The following is a 16,391-nucleotide window of genomic DNA, read 5'->3' as shown; positions in this document are numbered from 1 at the left end:
GACCGAATCACGGCATTCGCCTGGCATAGTCCGCTTCCCGCAAGGCCCGTACGGGTTGTGCGGCAACGCGCGGGAGCCCGGTCCGGGTGACCCGGGCCGGGCTCCTGCGTGCTGTCGCGGGCCGCTCAGCGGCCGTTGAACGCGTCCTTCAGGCGGCTGAACAGGCCCTGCTGGCCGGGCGCGAACTGGCCCGTGGGCCGCTCCTCGCCGCGCAGCTTCGCCAGCTGGCGCAGCAGGTCCTCCTGCTGGGCGTCCAACTTGCTCGGGGTGGTCACCTCGACGTGGACGATCAGGTCGCCGCGGCCGCCGCCGCGCAGGTGCGTGACGCCGCGCCCGTGCAGCGGGATCGACTGGCCGGACTGGGTGCCGGGCCGGATGTCGATCTCCTCCATGCCGTCCAAGGTCTCCAGCGGGCACTTGGTGCCCAGGGAGGCCGCGGTCATCGGGATGGTGACCGTGCAGTGCAGGTCGTCGCCGCGCCGCTGGAAGGTCGGGTGGGGCAGCTCGTGGATCTCCACGTAGAGGTCACCGGCGGGGCCGCCGCCGGGGCCGACCTCGCCCTCGCCCGCGAGCTGGATCCGGGTGCCGTTCTCGACACCGGCGGGGATCTTGACCGTCAGGTTGCGGCGGGAACGGACCCGGCCGTCGCCCGCGCACTCGGTGCACGGGGTGGGGACCACGGTGCCGAAGCCCTGGCACTGGGGGCAGGGCCGCGAGGTCATGACCTGGCCCAGGAAGGACCGGGTGACCTGCGAGACCTCGCCGCGACCGCGGCACATGTCGCACGTCTGCGCGGAGGTGCCGGGTGCGGCGCCCTCACCGGAGCAGGTGGTGCAGACGATGGCCGTGTCGACCTGGATGGGCTTGGTCGTCCCGAAGGCCGCCTCGTCCAGTTCCAGGTCCAGGCGGATCATGGCGTCCTGGCCCCGGCGGGTCCGCGAGCGCGGTCCGCGCTGCTGGGACTGGCCGAAGAAGGCGTCCATGATGTCCGAGAAGTTGCCGAAGCCACCGGCTCCGAAGCCACCCGCGCCGCCACCGCCGCCGGCGGACAGGGGGTCACCGCCGAGGTCGTGGACCTGCTTCTTCTGCGGGTCCGAGAGGACCTCGTAGGCGGCGTTGATCTCCTTGAAGCGCTCTTGCGTCTTGGGATCGGGATTGACGTCCGGGTGCAGCTCGCGCGCGAGCCGCCGGAACGCCTTCTTGATCTCGTCCTGCGATGCGTCGCGGCGCACGCCGAGTACGGCGTAGTAGTCCGTGGCCACTTACGACTCCGCCAGGATCTGTCCGACGTAACGTGCCACTGCGCGTACCGCTCCCATCGTTCCGGGGTAGTCCATGCGGGTCGGTCCGACCACGCCGAGTTTGGCGACTGCCTCGCCGCCCGAACCGTAGCCGACGGAGACGACCGACGTGGAGTTGAGCCCCTCGTAGGCGTTCTCGTGACCGATCCGTACCGCCATCCCCGACTCCCCTGCCTCACCCAGCAGCTTGAGCAGCACGACGTGCTCCTCCAGCGCTTCGAGCACCGGCCTGATCGTCAAGGGAAAATCATGTCCGAAGCGGGTGAGGTTGGCGGTGCCGCCGATCATCAGCCGCTCCTCCGCCTCCTCCTCCAGCGTTTCGAGGAGGGTGTCGAGGACGGCCTTGACCGTCACCCGGTCCTCGGTCTCGAACGACTCCGGAAGGTCCTGCACGAGCTGCGGCACGTCGGTGAACCGACGGCCGACGACCCGGCTGTTCAGCCGCGCCCGCAGGTCGGCCAGGGAGGCCTCCCCGAAGGGCGTCTGGCAGTCCACGAGCCGCTGCTCGACCCGCCCGGTGTCCGTGATCAGCACGAGCATCAGCCGGGCCGGGGCCAGGGAGAGCAGCTCGACGTGCCGGACGGTGGAGCGGGTCAGGGACGGGTACTGGACGACGGCGACCTGGCGGGTGAGCTGCGCCAGGAGGCGCACCGTGCGTCCCACCACGTCGTCGAGGTCGACGGCCCCGTCGAGGAAGTTCTGGATGGCCCTGCGCTCGGGCGTCGACAGCGGTTTGACCCCCGCCAGTTTGTCGACGAAGAGGCGGTAGCCCTTGTCCGTGGGGATCCGGCCGGCGCTGGTGTGGGGTTGGGCGATGTAGCCCTCCTCCTCCAGCACGGCCATGTCGTTGCGCACGGTCGCCGGGGAGACGCCGAGGCGGTGCCGCTCGGTGAGCGCCTTGGAACCGACCGGTTCCTCCGTCCCGACGTAGTCCTGGACGATGGCGCGCAGTACTTCGAGCCTGCGTTCACTGAGCATCGCGCACACCTCCGGATGCGGTCGTATCGGTCGGTCCCGGTCGGGCTACGGTCGATCTGCGGCCCGACTTCGGTCCGGCTCGATCGACCGTTGTTGGCACTCCGAGCGTGCGAGTGCCAGAGAACCCCCGGTCAGTGTACGGCCGGGTGGTACGAGCGGGGCAAGGGCGGCCCGTCAGGGTAGCGTCGCGCCATGGACGTACGTTGGGAAGAGGCGGGCTGGGAACGGCTCACCGGACGGGCCGGCCGTCGCCGCCTTCCGGTGTGGGACTGCACGGTGGGACTGGTGGTGGGGGACGATTCGGTCCTCCTGATCGACCCGGGTTCCTCGGTGCGGGAGGGCGCCGGGGTGCGCGCCGAGGCGGAGCGTCTGACGGGGCGCCGCGTGACCCATATCGCATTCACACACGGACATTTCGACCACGTCATGGGCGCGCCGGCCTTCCCGGAGGCCGAGGTCTTCGGCGCGGTCGGCCTGGAGCGGCTGCTGGCCCCCGCCAGGGGCCGCGAGGAACTGCGGGCGAGCGCGGTCCGCAACGGGCTGGCCGAGGACGAGGCCGCCGAGGCCGCGGAGCTCCTGCGGGCGCCGCGGCACCTGGTGTCGGGCGAGTGGACGCTGGAGCTGGGCGGGGTGCAGGTGCTGCTGGCCAATCTGGGGCCCGCGCACTCGCAGTACGACCTGACCGTCTTCGTGCCGGGCGAGCGCGAGGTGGTCTTCTGCGGTGACCTCGTCGAGGAGTCGGGCGAACCCCAGGCGGGCGGCGACGCGGTTCCCGGGCAGTGGCCGGCCGCCCTGGACCGGCTGCTGTCGCTCGGCGGGGACGACGCCGTGTACGTGCCGGGTCACGGAGCGCTGGTCACGGCCGACTTCGTACGTGAGCAACGCGCCACACTGGCGGCCAGGTTCGGCGTGTCGGAGGCGTGATCGGCGCGGCTCTCCTACGCTCGGCCGGATGCGCGAGTACTCCCCCGACCTGACCCCGCAGTGGAAGCGTCCCCGGGCGGTGCCCCAGGTGCCGGCGGATCCCGGCCTGGTCGTCGAGGTGGCCGGCGGCGACTTCTGCGGCGCGGTCGTCGAGTGCGAGGCCGGCGCCGTGACCCTGGAGGACCGCTTCGGCAAGCGCCGGGCCTTCCCCCTGGAGCCGGCCGGCTTCCTGCTGGAGGGCGCCCCCGTGACCCTGGTCCGCGCCTCGCGGGCGCCGGCCGCGCCCGCCCGTACGGCGTCGGGTTCGGTGGCCGTCCCGGGGGCCCGGGCCCGGGTGGCCCGCGCGGGGCGGATCTACGTCGAGGGGCGGCACGACGCGGAGCTCGTGGAGCGGGTCTGGGGCGACGACCTGCGCATCGAGGGCGTGGTCGTGGAGTACCTGGAGGGCGTCGACGACCTGCCCGCCGTGGTGGCGGAGTTCGCCCCGGCTCCGGACGCCCGCCTGGGCGTCCTGGTGGACCACCTGGTTCCGGGCTCGAAGGAGTCCCGGATCGCCGCGGCGGTGACCGGCGCGGACGTGCTGGTCGTGGGCCACCCGTACGTGGACGTCTGGCAGGCCGTGAAGCCGTCCGCGCTGGGCATCGCGGCCTGGCCCGTGGTGCCGCGCGGCCAGGACTGGAAGACGGGCGTCTGCCGCGCCCTGGGCTGGCCGGAGAACACCGGGGCCGCGTGGCAGCACATCCTGTCGCGCGTCACCTCGTACCGGGACCTGGAGCCGGCCCTGCTGGGACGCGTCGAGGAACTGATCGACTTCGTCACGGCGCCCTGAGGCCCCGGGCGACGGGGCCGGGCGGCCGTCCTAGTCGACCAGGTCCCGGACCACCGCGTCGGCCAGCAGCCGCCCGCGCAGGGTCAGCACCGCCCGGCCGGCCGCGTACGGGTCCGGCTCCAGCAGGCCGTCGGACAGGGCCCGGCCGGCCGCCGCGAGCCCGGCCGGGGCGAGCAGCGACAGCGGGACGCCGTCCACGAGGCGCAGCTCCAGCAGGATCCGCTCCACCCGGCGGTCCTCCGCCGAGAGGAGTTCGCGCCCCGCGCCCGGGGAGCGGCCCTCGGCGAGGGCGGCCGCGTAGGCGCCGGGGTGCTTGACGTTCCACCAGCGGACCCCGCCGACGTGCGAGTGGGCGCCCGGTCCGGCGCCCCACCAGTCGGCGCCGCGCCAGTACAGCTCGTTGTGCAGGCAGCGGCCCGCCTCCGAGGTGGCCCAGTTCGACACCTCGTACCAGGAGTAGCCCGCGTCGGCCATCACCGAGTCCGCGATCAGGTACCGGTCGGCGTGGACGTCGTCGTCGGTCATGGGGACCTCGCCGCGACGGATGCGGCGGGCCAGCTGGGTGCCCTCCTCGACGATCAGGGCGTAGGCGCTGACGTGGTCGGGCCCGGCGCCCAGCGCGGCCTCCAGGGAGGCCCGCCAATCGTCGTCGGACTCCCCGGGCGTGCCGTAGATCAGGTCCAGGTTGACGTGCTCGAAGCCGGCTTCCCGGGCTTCGGCCACGCACGCCTCGGGCCGCCCCGGCGTATGGGTGCGGTCGAGGACCTTCAGGACGTGCTGCTTGGCGCTCTGCATGCCGAAGGAGATCCGGTTGAAGCCGCCGGCCCGCAGTTCGGCGAGGTAGGCGGGGTTCACCGATTCGGGATTGGCCTCGGTGGTGATCTCCGCGTCCTCGGCCAGGCCGAACTCGTCGCGGATCGCCGCGAGCATCCGTACGAGGTCGCCGGCGGGCAGCAGCGTGGGCGTGCCGCCGCCCACGAAGACGGTGCGCACGGCGCGCGGGTCGTCGCCGAGCACCTTGCGCGCGAGGCGGACCTCGTCGATCAGGGTGTCGGCGTAGTTCTCCCGGGAGGCGAGCACGCCGCCGGTGCCCCGCAGCTCGGTGGCCGTGTAGGTGTTGAAGTCGCAGTACCCGCAGCGGGTGGCGCAGTACGGGACGTGCAGGTAGAACCCGAGCGGCCGGTCCCCCGCACCCACGAGGGCGTGCGACGGCAGCGAGCCGTCTTCGGGCATGGGTTCACCGTCGGGCAGTGCGGAAGGCATGCCCCCATTGTCCCGCACCCGCCGCCCCGGGCGGTCCGCCCGCGGCGGGGCGCCGGGGAACCCGCCCGCGAGGTGGCCGCGGGCGGGTGCGGGCGGCCGGTGTCAGGCCTCGCGCGAGCCCTCGTACATCTCCTCGATGAGGTACTTGAACTCGCGCTCGACGACCGGGCGCTTCAGCTTGAGGCTGGGCGTGAGGTCGCCGTGCTCGACGTCCAGGTCACGGGGCAGCAGCCGGAACTTCTTGACCGTCTGCCACCGCTGGAGGCCCTCGTTCAGGGTCTGGACGTACGTCTCGATGAGGCGGGCGGTCTCCGGCGCGGCCAGGACCTGCCCGTACGTCCTGCCCTCCAGGCCGTTGTCGGCGGCCCAGGCCAGGATCGAGGGCTCGTCGAGGGCGATCAGCGCGGTGCAGAAGTTCCGGTCGGCGCCGTGCACGACGATGCTGGAGACGTAGGGGCAGATGCCCTTGAACTGGCCCTCAATCTCCGCGGGGGCGACGTACTTGCCGCCCGAGGTCTTGATCAGGTCCTTCTTGCGGTCGGTGATGCGCAGGTAGCCGTCGGGCGAGAGTTCCCCGATGTCACCGGTGTGCAGCCAGCCGTCGGACTCCAGGACCTCGGCGGTCTTGTCGGGCTGCTGGTGGTAGCCCTGCATGATGCCGGGGCCGCGCAGCATGACCTCGCCGTCGTCGGCGATGCGGACCTCGGTGCCGGGGAGCGGCTTGCCGACGGTGCCGGTGCGGTAGGCCTCGCCGGGGTTGACGAAGGAGGCCGCGCTGGACTCCGTCAGGCCGTAGCCCTCCAGGATGTGGATGCCGGCGCCGGAGAAGAAGTAGCCGATCTCGGGGGCGAGGGCGGAGGCCCCGGAGACGGCGGCGCGGAGGTTGCCGCCGAAGGCCTCGCGGAGCTTCGAGTAGACGAGCGCGTCGGCGATCTTGTGCTGGGTGTTGAGGCCGAAGGGGGCGCTCGCCCGGCCGGTGCGGCGGAAGTTGTCCTGGGTGACCTTGGCGTACTCGCGGGAGACGCCGGCCGCCCACTGGAAGATCTTGTACTTGGCACCGCCGCCCGCCCGGGCCTTGGCCGCGACACCGTTGTAGACCTTCTCGAAGATGCGCGGGACGGCCGCCATGTAGGTCGGCTGGACGATCGGCAGGTTCTCGATGATCTTGTCGATGCGTCCGTCGACGGCGGTGACGTGCCCGACCTCGATCTGGCCGGAGGTGAGCACCTTGCCGAAGACGTGCGCCAGCGGCAGCCACAGGTACTGGACGTCGTCCGCGGTGATCAGACCGGTGGCGACGGTGGCCTTGGCCATGTACGACCAGTTGTCGTGCGGCAGCCGCACGCCCTTGGGTCGGCCGGTGGTGCCGGAGGTGTAGATCAGGGTGGCGAGCTGGTCGGCGGTGATGTCCGCGATCCGCTGCTTCACCGCCTCCGGGTGCTTGGCGAGGTACTCCGCGCCGCGCGCCTCGAGGTCGGCGAGCGAGAGCACCCAGCCCTCGGGGTCGCCGTCGGCGGCGACCGCGTCGGCCGCCTCCAGGACCACCACGTGGGCGAGGTGCGGCAGGTCGGCGCGGCGCTCGCGCGCCTTCGCCAGCTGCGTGCCGTCCTCGGCGATCAGCACGTGGCTCTCCGAGTCCGCGAGGATGTACGCCGACTCCTCCGCGTTGGTGCTGGGGTAGATCGTGGTGACGGCGCCGCCCGCGCACATCACTCCGAGGTCGGCGAGGATCCACTCGACCCGGGTGTTGGAGGCGAGGGCGACGCGCTGCTCGGGCTGGATGCCCAGCGCGATGAGTCCGGCGGCGATGCCGAAGACGCGTTCCGCGGCCTGCCCCCAGCTGAGCGACTTCCAGTCGTCGGGTCCGCCCTCGGGGCCGGCCGCCGGCACGGGGAAGCGGTAGGCCTCCCTGTTCGGCGTGGCGGCGACGCGGTCAAGGAAGAGGGCCGCCACGGAGGGCGGACGGTTCTCGATCATGGTCTGTGTGTCGCTCACGACATCCTCCGGACCGGGTCCACGCGGCAGGGCGTGGGCGTGGGGCGCTTGGGACTGGCGGGGTGCAGCCGCCACCCGTGCGGATGGCGGTTCGACTGGCGCAATAGAACTGGCGAGTAACCATGGAGCAGTGATCAGACTAGAGGCCGCGTGCCCGGCACGTAAGAGCCCGCGAGTGGCCGCTTCATAACGAAACGGGCCCCCATGCGTGTGCATGTGGGCCCGTTTCGTACGACTTGGGCGATGCCGCTTCTTGACCCGCCCTTGGTGTTCCCTTGGCTGCCGCGCGCGGCGGCCGCCGGTACGGCTACTTCTTCTTGCCGCCGGACTCGTCGCTGGAGAGGACGGCGATGAAGGCCTCCTGCGGGACCTCCACGGAGCCGACCATCTTCATCCGCTTCTTACCTTCCTTCTGCTTCTCCAGCAGCTTCCGCTTACGGGAGATGTCACCGCCGTAGCACTTGGCGAGGACGTCCTTGCGGATGGCGCGGATGGTCTCGCGGGCGATGACGCGGGAGCCGACGGCCGCCTGGATCGGGATCTCGAAGGCCTGACGCGGAATGAGCTCGCGCAGCTTGGCGACCAAGCGCACGCCGTAGGCGTAGGCGGCGTCCTTGTGGCAGACGGCGGAGAAGGCGTCGACCTTGTCGCCGTGCAGCAGGATGTCGACCTTGACCAGGCTGCCGGACTGCTCGCCGGTGGGCTCGTAGTCCAGGGAGGCGTAGCCGCGCGTCTTGGACTTCAGCTGGTCGAAGAAGTCGAAGACGATCTCCGCGAGGGGCAGCGTGTAGCGGATCTCGACGCGGTCCTCGGAGAGGTAGTCCATCCCGAGGAGGGTGCCGCGGCGCTGCTGGCAGAGCTCCATGATCGCGCCGATGAACTCGGAGGGCGCGAGCAGGGTGGCCCGTACGACCGGCTCGAACACGTCCGAGATCTTGCCCTCGGGGAACTCGCTCGGGTTGGTGACGGAGACTTCCTTGCCGTCTTCCATGACCACGCGGTAGACCACGTTCGGCGCGGTGGCGATCAGGTCCAGCCCGAACTCGCGCTCCAGGCGCTCGCGCACCACGTCCAGGTGCAGCAGGCCGAGGAAGCCGACGCGGAAGCCGAAGCCGAGGGCCGCGGACGTCTCCGGCTCGTAGACCAGCGCGGCGTCGTTGAGCTGGAGCTTGTCCAGCGCCTCGCGCAGGTCCGGGTAGTCCGAACCGTCGAGCGGGTACAGGCCCGAGAAGACCATCGGACGCGGGTCCTTGTAGCCGCCGAGGGCCTCGGTCGCGCCGTTGTGCAGGCTGGTGATGGTGTCACCGACCTTGGACTGACGGACGTCCTTCACACCGGTGATGATGTAACCCACCTCGCCGACGCCGATGCCGTCGGCCGGGGTCATCTCCGGGGAGGAGACACCGATCTCCAGCAGCTCGTGCGTGGCGCCGGTGGACATCATCCGGATGCGCTCGCGCTTGTTGAGCTGGCCGTCGACGACACGGACGTACGTCACGACGCCGCGGTACGAGTCGTAGACCGAGTCGAAGATCATGGCGCGCGCCGGGGCGTCCTTGGGGCCGACGGGGGCCGGCACCGTGGCGACGATCTTGTCGAGCAGAACGTCCACGCCGAGACCGGTCTTCGCCGAGACGCGCAGCACGTCCTCGGGCTGGCAGCCGACCAGGTTCGCGAGCTCCTCGGCGAACTTCTCCGGCTGGGCGGCCGGCAGGTCGATCTTGTTCAGGACCGGGACGATCGCGAGGTCCTTCTCCATCGCCAGGTACAGGTTGGCGAGGGTCTGGGCCTCGATGCCCTGGGCGGCGTCCACGAGCAGGACCGTGCCCTCGCAGGCCGCCAGCGAGCGCGAGACCTCGTAGGTGAAGTCGACGTGACCGGGCGTGTCGATCATGTTCAGGATGTGCGTGGTGCCCTTGCCCTCGCCCTCCGTGGGCGACCAGGGCAGACGGACCGCCTGCGACTTGATCGTGATGCCGCGCTCACGCTCGATGTCCATGCGGTCGAGGTACTGAGCGCGCATCTGCCGCTGGTCGACGACGCCGGTGAGCTGGAGCATCCGGTCGGCGAGCGTCGACTTGCCGTGGTCGATGTGCGCGATGATGCAGAAGTTGCGGATCAGCGCCGGGTCGGTACGGCTCGGCTCGGGCACGTGGCTGGGGATCGCGGGCACGCAGTGTCCTGATTCTCGGTCGGAGTCGGAAGCGTTGTCCGAAGTGAAGTTCGGCTCTCGTCGCCTCGTCGGCGCGATGTGGGATCTGTACGCAGGTTCCCATGGTCCCATGGACGGGGCAGTGCGCTCGGTTTGGGCCGGTCGGAGCGTGCCTGGTAGCCTGGGCAGCTGTGTCTCGTATGCCCTCTCAGCTGCGGGACGCAGTCCGAAGAACAAAACTCTGAACCTGAAAAGGCTCTTTCGTGGCGAACATCAAGTCCCAGATCAAGCGGAACAAGACGAACGAGAAGGCGCGCCTGCGCAACAAGGCCGTCAAGTCCTCGCTCAAGACCGCGATCCGCAAGGCCCGCGAGGCCGTCGTCGCCGGTGACGCCGAGAAGGCCACCGTGGCTTCTCGCGCCGCCGCGCGTGCGCTCGACAAGGCTGTCTCGAAGGGTGTCATCCACAAGAACGCCGCCGCCAACAAGAAGTCGGCGCTGGCCTCCAAGGTTGCCTCCCTCCAGGGCTGAGCTCTCGATGTGAATCGCCGGTAGGGATTCAGCGGGCCCTCTCTCCCGCTCCGTACCGGCACACCGCGCCGCACGCGGCCTGCGTTCGCCACGCGGGTGCGGCGCAACCAAAGCAGTGACCGAAGGCCCCGGCCTCCGCCCTTCTCCAGGACGGACCGCCGGGGCCTTCGCGCTGCCCGCACCCGGTCCCGCCCGGCGGCTGCTCCACCGGCGGGGCCGCCGTCCTCGTCGAGCCCGCTACGGGCCCGGCCCGGCCCGCACCCGGTCCCGCCCGGCGGCTGCGGCCCGAGCGGAACCGGTCCCGCCTCCCCGGGGACGGATCGGCGCACCCGCACCAAGGGATCGGACGCCGGGTCGGCGAACGAAAGCTCCCGGGCGGACCCTAGTGACGGGCCGGGCGGGCCGCGCGGGCCACCGCCACCACTGCCTTCTCCAGGGCGTACTCGGGGTCGTCGCCCCCGCCCTTCACGCCCGCGTCGGCCGCGGCGACCGCGCGCAGCGCGTCGGAGACGGCGTCCGCCGACCAGCCCCGCATCTGCTGCCGGACCCGGTCGATCTTCCACGGCGGCATGCCGAGGTCACGGGCGAGGTCGCCGGGGCGGGCCCCGCGCGGCGCGGAGGCCAGCTTGCCGATCGCCCGGACCGCCTGGGCCAGCGCACTGGTGATCAGGACCGGCGCGACCCCCGTGGAAAGGGACCAGCGCAGCGCTTCGAGCGCCTCCGCGGCCCGCCCCTCGACGGCCCGGTCGGCGACGGTGAAGCTGGAGGCCTCGGCCCGACCCGTGTAGTAGCGGCCGACCACGGCCTCGTCGATGGTGCCCTCGACGTCCGCGCACAACTGCGCCGCCGCGCTCGCCAGTTCGCGCAGGTCGCTGCCGATGGCGTCGACCAGCGTCTGGCAGGCCTCGGGGGTCGCGGAGCGCCCCAGCGTCCGGAACTCCCCGCGCACGAACGACAGCCGGTCCGCCGCCTTGGTCATCTTGGGGCAGGCGACCTCGCGGGCGCCCGCCTTGCGAGCCGCGTCGAGCAGGCCCTTGCCCTTGACGCCTCCCGCGTGGAGGAGGACGAGGGCGATCTCCTCGTACGGTGCGCCGAGGTAGGCCTTGACCTCCTTGACCGTGTCCGCCCCCAGGTCCTGCGCGTTGCGCACGATCAGGACCTTGCGCTCGGAGAAGAGCGAGGGGCTGGTCAGCTCGGCCAGCGTGCCCGGCTGGAGCTGGTCGGAGGTGAGGTCCCGCACGTCCGTGTCGGCGTCGGCCGCGCGGGCCGCCGTCACCACGTCCCGTACGACACGGTCGAGCAGCAGGTCCTCCTGCCCCACCGCGAGGGTGAGCGGGGCGAGCAGGTCGTCGGTGGAGTTCTTCCTGGTGGCCATCGGCTCCAGCATCCCACGCCGCACCGACAGACCCCCGCGTCCGGTACCCGAGAATGGTCGGGTGAACGTGCGACATGTATTGGTCCTCCCGGACCGCGACGCCGCCGAAGAGGTGGCCCAGGAAGCCGTCGACCGCTTCGGCCTGCCCGAAGAACCCCAGTTGGTGCGCGACGCCCTCGCCGGTGAGGACGACGCGGAGGACGCCCAGTGGCTGGTGGTCGTGGAGGACCCGCGGGAGCGGCTCGACGCGGGCTCCCTGGACGACCTCGCCGCCGAGTACGAGGGCTGGCTGGAAGCCCCCTGACGGCCGCCCCGGCCGGGCCGGGCTCCGGGGGCGGGGCGTCAGGCCTTGTGGACGATCTGCACGTCCAGCGCCACTTCCACGCTCGCGCCGATGGCCGCGACGCCGGCCGCCAGCATCGACTGCCAGTTCAGGGTGAAGTCCTCGCGGTTCAGTTCCGCGGTGGCCCGGCAGGCGGCCCGCGGTTCCCCCTCCAGGCCCGTGCCGTGACCCAGGTACTGGGTGTCCAGGGTGACGGAACGGCTGACACCGTGGAGGGTCAGGGCGCCGGCGACCGCCCAGCGGCTGCCGGAGCGGTGGATGAACCGCTCGCTGTAGAACTCCACCGTCGGATGCCGGGCGGCGTCGAGGAAGTCCGCGGACCGCAGGTGGTCGTCCCGCAGGCGCAGTCCGGTGTCGATGCTCGCCGCGTCGATGATGACGTGCATGGACGACTCCTCCATGCGGTCCGCGATCCGGACCGCGCCGGCGAAGGTGTTGAAGCGGCCGTTGATCCGGGCGAACCCGATGTGCCGGGCGGCGAAGGCGATCGAGGAGTGCGACGGGTCGAGCTCCCAGTGCCCGGGCTGCGGCAGCCGGGGCGGTTCCACCGCGTCCAGGATGATCTCCGCGGTGCCGAGCTGCGCCGGGTCGCCCACGAGGGTCGCCCCGTGGAACGGCGCGTACCCCTCGGCGGTCACCGCGAGCCGGTACTCGCCCTCCGGCATGGCCGCGGTGAACCCTCCGTACGGATCGGTTTCGCCGCTGACGACCCGTCTGCCGATCGGATCGGTGACCTCGAACTTGGCTTGCCTGACGGGCTGGTGGACCGTGTCGAGGACCCGACAGCTCAACAGCCGCGCCGTCGGCGGCAGCGTGAGCGTCGCCGTTCTCTGCGAGTCGACGCTGCCGGCCGACTCCATCCCCCGTCGACGACCGAACATGGTTGACGCACCCCCGTGCTGTGTGGACCCGGACCGATCCGGCGAAGACGCATTCGATCATGCTGCCGGGTTGTGGGCAAACAGAATGGTCGCGCCCGGTATGCCCGAGCCCGCTGCGACGCCGCCCGGCCGGAAACGCCCTCATCCGGGGACCGCTGCCGGAAACCGCGACCGAACCGTCGGTATCGGTGCGCAGGACAGTCGCTCCGCGGGCCCGCAGCCGGGCCAGCGTGCTCGGCGCCGGATGGCCGTAGCGGTTGCCCGCGCCGACCGGGACGATCGCGATCCGCGGTCGCACACGGTCGTGGAGCGCGGGGTCCTGGCGTGCCGAACCGTGGTGGGCGACCTTCAGCACGTCCACCGGCCCCAGCTCGGGATGTTCCCTCAAGAGGGCTTCCTGGGAGGGTGGTTCGAGGTCTCCCAGCAGCAGGAACGTCGATCCGGAGGTGCGTACCAGGAGGGCGACGCTGGCGTCATTGGCCCCCTCGGGCGGGGGGCCGGCCGCCGAGGGCCACAGCACCTGCCACTCCAGCCTTCCGGCCCTCCGGCGCTCCCCCGCCACGGCCTGCGTGACGGGCACCCCGGCAGCCGCCGCGGCCCGCCCGACGAACGCCGCCTGCCCGGGAGGCTCCCGCACGGTGGTGGTTTGAATCACACCCACGGACCGGCCCCGCAGCACGCCGTGGAGCCCTCCCACGTGGTCGGCGTGGAAGTGCGTCAGGAGCAGGAGTGGGACGCGACTCACACCCAGGGCCCGCAGGCAGGCGTCCACCGGAGCGGGCTCCGGCCCCGTGTCCACCACGACGGCGGTGCCCGGCCCGACGGCGAGCACGGCGGCGTCACCCTGGCCCACGGCGCACTGCGCGTAACTCCAGTCGGGCGGCGGCCAGGCCGTGAACGTACGGATCAGCTGCGGCGGCCGCAGTACCGCGATCAGCAGCACCACGGCGACACCGGCGCACACCCCCCGCCGACGGCCGAACCTGACGGCCAGTCCGACGAGGGCCGCCGTGGCGGCCACCAGCAGCAGGGCTCCGCCCGGTCCGCCCGGCCAGGGAAGCTCCGCCCCCGGCAGCCGCGCCCCGGCCCGCGCGACCGCGGCGATCCACCCGGCGGGCACGCCCGCGCACCGCGCCAGCAGCTCCGCCAGGGGCATGCACCACGGAGCCGTGGCGAGGACCGCGAAGCCCAACACCGTGGCCGGCCCCGCCGCGAGCTCCGCCAGCAGGTTGCACGGGATGGCGACGAGGCTCACCCGGGCGGAGAGCACGACCACGACGGGGGCGCACACGGCCTGCGCCGCGGCGGCGGCCCCCAGCGCGTCGGCGAACCGGGGCCGCATCCCCCGCCGCCGCAGGGCTTCGCCCCAACGGGGCCCGAGGGTGAGCAGCGACCCGGTGGCCAGGACGGAGAGCAGGAATCCGGGGCTGCGGGCCAGCCACGGCTCGTACAGCACCAGCAGCAGGACGGCCCCGGCCAGCGCGGGGATCAGGGACCTGCGCCGCCCGGTGGCGAGGGCCAGCAGGGTGATCCCCCCGCAGGCGGCGGCGCGCAGCACGCTCGGCTCGGGACGGCAGACCACGACGAAGGCCAGGGTCAGCGCCGCCCCGCACCACGCGGTGGCCCTGAGCGACAGCCCCAGGCGGGGCGCCAACCCCCGCCGCTCGACGTGCTGCGCGCGGGCCGGGGGCCCGATGAGGAGGTACAGCACGACGGTCAGGTTGGCCCCGGAGACGGCCAGCAGGTGCAGCAGGTCGGTGGCCCTGAACGCGTCGTGCAGGTCGGGCGGGACCCGTGAGGTGTCGCCGACCACCAGACCCGGAAGCAGGGCCCTGGCATCCGGCGCGAGACCGTCGGTGGCCTCGCGCAGGCCGGCGCGCAGGGTCCCGGCGAAGCGCTGCGCGGTGTCCGGCCCGCCCGTCACCCGGGGCGGCGCATCGCCCGCGGGGCGGACCAGCGCCACGGCCCGTTCGCCGCTCCGGGCCGGGGCGAGGCGGGCCACCACCGCGACCCGGGTGGAGGGCTGCAGCCGGACCCATCCGGGGTGCGCGGCGAGTACCCGCACCGGGGTCCGGATCCGGCTCCCCCTCCCGTCGGGGCCCGTCACCCGGGTGGCCACGGCGTCCATCACCACCACGGGCGGCCCGGTTCCCGCGCGGGCCGCCCGGGGGTCCGCGCCGACGGTGAGTTCCACGAGGACCCGGGCGTGCTCCCCGGCGAGCCGGGGCAGGGGTCCCGCCCGCGCCTCGGCCCGTTCCAGCCCGGCCCCGCCCGCCCCGGCGGCCGCGCAGAGCAGGGTGGCGGACGCGGTCACCCCGACCCTCCGCAGCAGCTGCGGCCCGCGGGCGCCGCACACCAGCAGCACCCCCGCCGCGACCACCGCGACCCCCACCCCGACGGCGTTCCACGGGCCCGGCGCCGCCAGGGCCAGGGCCGCCGCCGCCCAGGCGCCGAGGGCCGGCACGACGAGCCTGAGATCCACCGACCCGACCCGCTCGCTCCCCCGCCCGCCGGCACCGCACCGCTCCGCCGCCGCACCGGCCGGCCCCGCCGGACCGTCCGCCCGCCGCACGCGCCCCACGCACCCGGCCCCGTGAGCCCGGCACCCCTCAGGGACGCCCCCACACCCTCCGGGCCCACGCCCCTCGGGACCACGCCCGCCGGGGGGACTCATGGCCTGACCAAGGGGCGCAGGTCGGCGAAGCGCCGCTCACCGATGCCGTTGACCTGCCGGAGTTCCTCCACGGCCCGGAATCCTCCCCGGGCGGTGCGGAAGTCGACGATGTGCCGGGCCAGTACCGGACCCACCCCGGGCAGCCCGTCCAACTGCTCGACGGTCGCACTGCCAAGGCTCAGCGGCACGACGCCCGAACCGGCGCCCGCACCCGAACCGGCACCCGCACCCGCGGCGCCCGCCATCGGCGGCGGCTGCGACGGCGCCCCCACCAGCACCTGTTCGCCGTCCACCAGGATCCGGGCCCGGTTGAGCCCGGTGGTGTCGGTACCCGGCCGCACTCCCCCGGCCGCCGCCAGCGCGTCCTCCACCCGAGAACCGGCGGGCAGCCTCCGCACGCCGGGGTCCCGGACCTTGCCGCCGACGTCCACCACGATGCGCCCGCCCGGCCCCGCCACGGCACCGGGCCCCGGCGCCGGGCCGGGTGCCGGTACGGGAGCCGGTACGGGAGCCGGGGTGACCACCGCGGGCGCCGTCACCGGCTGCGGCCGACCCGACCAGTACTGCTGGGCGGCCAATCCGACCGCCACGGCCAGCACGACGGCCACGGCGGCCACGGTGCGCCGCTCCACACCGCAGCGGGCCTGCACCCACACCGGCAGCCGCTCCCGTACGGCCAGTCGGCGCACGGCCGCTCCGCTCAGCGCCCCGGCTTCCGCCCTCGACCCGCCCGACACGGCAGCCCCCGCCCCGGCCCGCTCCCCCATCGCACCGGAGACAGCGGGGCCGATACCCGGCGCATCCTCGCCGAGCCCCTCACCCCCGGCCCGCACGCCGCGCACGCCGAAGCCACCCATACCTCCTTGGACGTCGGGCGGCGGTGGATCGGGCGCCCGCCCGGTCTCCCGCCCGCCCCCGGCAGCGCCGGACGCCAGCAGCGCCTCGGCGCGACGCCGCATGCGGTCGGGGTCGGGACGGTCGCGCGGACGTCCGTCGGAACGGCGGGGGCGGCCGGGACCGCTGGTGGCACCGGAGGCTACGGAGTGGCGCGAGGAGCGCGTTCGCACAGTCATGCCACGACGCTAGGGGCGAATCCCGACCCCCGCTCGGAGCCCTCAATTCCAGTGGATATCAGTCGCGTTGTGG

The 16,391-nt window shown here is 73.1% G+C and carries 12 protein-coding genes and 1 pseudogene; 4 read left to right on the top strand and 9 right to left on the bottom strand.

Annotation, left to right across the window (positions count from 1 at the left end; all coding sequences use genetic code 11):
* Positions 1 to 125: 125 nt before the first annotated feature.
* Together dnaJ and hrcA are read right to left on the bottom strand one after the other, a co-directional pair.
* Entirely contained in the window at positions 126 to 1,262 is a 1,137-nt protein-coding gene (gene dnaJ / locus ACFY0I_RS15045; protein ID WP_388894795.1) for a molecular chaperone DnaJ, read from the bottom strand.
* A complete protein-coding gene (gene hrcA / locus ACFY0I_RS15040; RefSeq protein WP_388894792.1) occupies positions 1,263 to 2,279 on the bottom strand; it encodes a heat-inducible transcriptional repressor HrcA in 1,017 nt (338 codons plus the stop codon).
* Positions 2,280 to 2,471: 192 nt separating this feature from the next.
* On the opposite strand from hrcA, the gene ACFY0I_RS15035 reads away from it, so the two are divergent.
* Positions 2,472 to 3,203 (top strand): MBL fold metallo-hydrolase, encoded by a 732-nt coding sequence (locus tag ACFY0I_RS15035; protein ID WP_388894789.1) that lies wholly within the window; start codon positions 2,472 to 2,474, stop codon positions 3,201 to 3,203.
* 28 nt (positions 3,204 to 3,231) lie between these two features.
* Entirely contained in the window at positions 3,232 to 4,032 is an 801-nt protein-coding gene (locus tag ACFY0I_RS15030; RefSeq protein WP_388894786.1) for a DUF3097 domain-containing protein, read from the top strand.
* A 30-nt stretch (positions 4,033 to 4,062) separates the two neighbouring features.
* Here ACFY0I_RS15030 and hemW read toward each other — a convergent pair whose 3' ends face one another.
* The 3 genes from hemW to lepA all read right to left on the bottom strand — a co-directional run bounded on the left by hemW (position 4,063) and on the right by lepA (position 9,463).
* Positions 4,063 to 5,295: a radical SAM family heme chaperone HemW gene (gene hemW, locus ACFY0I_RS15025; RefSeq protein WP_388894783.1), complete on the bottom strand. Its 1,233-nt coding sequence runs from the start codon at positions 5,293 to 5,295 to the stop codon at positions 4,063 to 4,065.
* Between the two features lie 102 nt (positions 5,296 to 5,397).
* Positions 5,398 to 7,290, bottom strand: coding sequence for an AMP-dependent synthetase/ligase (locus ACFY0I_RS15020; RefSeq protein ID WP_388894780.1), 1,893 nt, complete (start codon positions 7,288 to 7,290; stop codon positions 5,398 to 5,400).
* Positions 7,291 to 7,597: 307 nt separating this feature from the next.
* Complete coding sequence (gene lepA, locus ACFY0I_RS15015; RefSeq protein WP_388894777.1) at positions 7,598 to 9,463, bottom strand: translation elongation factor 4; 1,866 nt, start codon at positions 9,461 to 9,463, stop codon at positions 7,598 to 7,600.
* 242 nt (positions 9,464 to 9,705) lie between these two features.
* Between lepA and rpsT the strand changes: the two genes are divergently transcribed.
* Positions 9,706 to 9,972, top strand: a complete 267-nt coding sequence (gene rpsT / locus ACFY0I_RS15010) for a 30S ribosomal protein S20 (RefSeq protein WP_385178191.1) — start codon at positions 9,706 to 9,708, stop codon at positions 9,970 to 9,972.
* A 382-nt stretch (positions 9,973 to 10,354) separates the two neighbouring features.
* Here rpsT and holA read toward each other — a convergent pair whose 3' ends face one another.
* Positions 10,355 to 11,347 carry a DNA polymerase III subunit delta gene (gene holA, locus ACFY0I_RS15005; protein WP_388894773.1) on the bottom strand — a complete coding sequence of 331 codons (993 nt, stop codon included), beginning with the start codon at positions 11,345 to 11,347 and terminating at the stop codon, positions 10,355 to 10,357.
* Between the two features lie 61 nt (positions 11,348 to 11,408).
* On the opposite strand from holA, the gene ACFY0I_RS15000 reads away from it, so the two are divergent.
* Positions 11,409 to 11,651, top strand: coding sequence for a hypothetical protein (locus ACFY0I_RS15000; protein ID WP_281206795.1), 243 nt, complete (start codon positions 11,409 to 11,411; stop codon positions 11,649 to 11,651).
* 38 nt (positions 11,652 to 11,689) lie between these two features.
* Here the strand turns inward: ACFY0I_RS15000 and ACFY0I_RS14995 are convergent, their stop codons facing one another.
* From ACFY0I_RS14995 to ACFY0I_RS14985, 3 genes and pseudogenes are all read right to left on the bottom strand, one after another.
* Positions 11,690 to 12,571, bottom strand: a complete 882-nt coding sequence (locus tag ACFY0I_RS14995) for a YceI family protein (protein WP_388894770.1) — start codon at positions 12,569 to 12,571, stop codon at positions 11,690 to 11,692.
* A 136-nt stretch (positions 12,572 to 12,707) separates the two neighbouring features.
* Positions 12,708 to 15,245 (bottom strand): annotated as a pseudogene (locus ACFY0I_RS14990) (ComEC/Rec2 family competence protein); the annotation flags it as partial.
* Positions 15,242 to 16,318 carry a helix-hairpin-helix domain-containing protein gene (locus tag ACFY0I_RS14985; protein ID WP_388894767.1) on the bottom strand — a complete coding sequence of 359 codons (1,077 nt, stop codon included), beginning with the start codon at positions 16,316 to 16,318 and terminating at the stop codon, positions 15,242 to 15,244. The gene ACFY0I_RS14985 and the pseudogene ACFY0I_RS14990, both read right to left, overlap by 4 nt.
* Positions 16,319 to 16,391 lie beyond the last annotated feature (73 nt).

It is taken from the genome of Streptomyces sp. NPDC001568 (assembly GCF_042893755.1).
Taxonomy (GTDB): Bacteria; Actinomycetota; Actinomycetes; order Streptomycetales; family Streptomycetaceae; genus Streptomyces.
The sequence above is the reverse complement of the archived record's forward strand: the minus strand, read 5'-3'. Positions and strand labels throughout refer to the sequence as shown.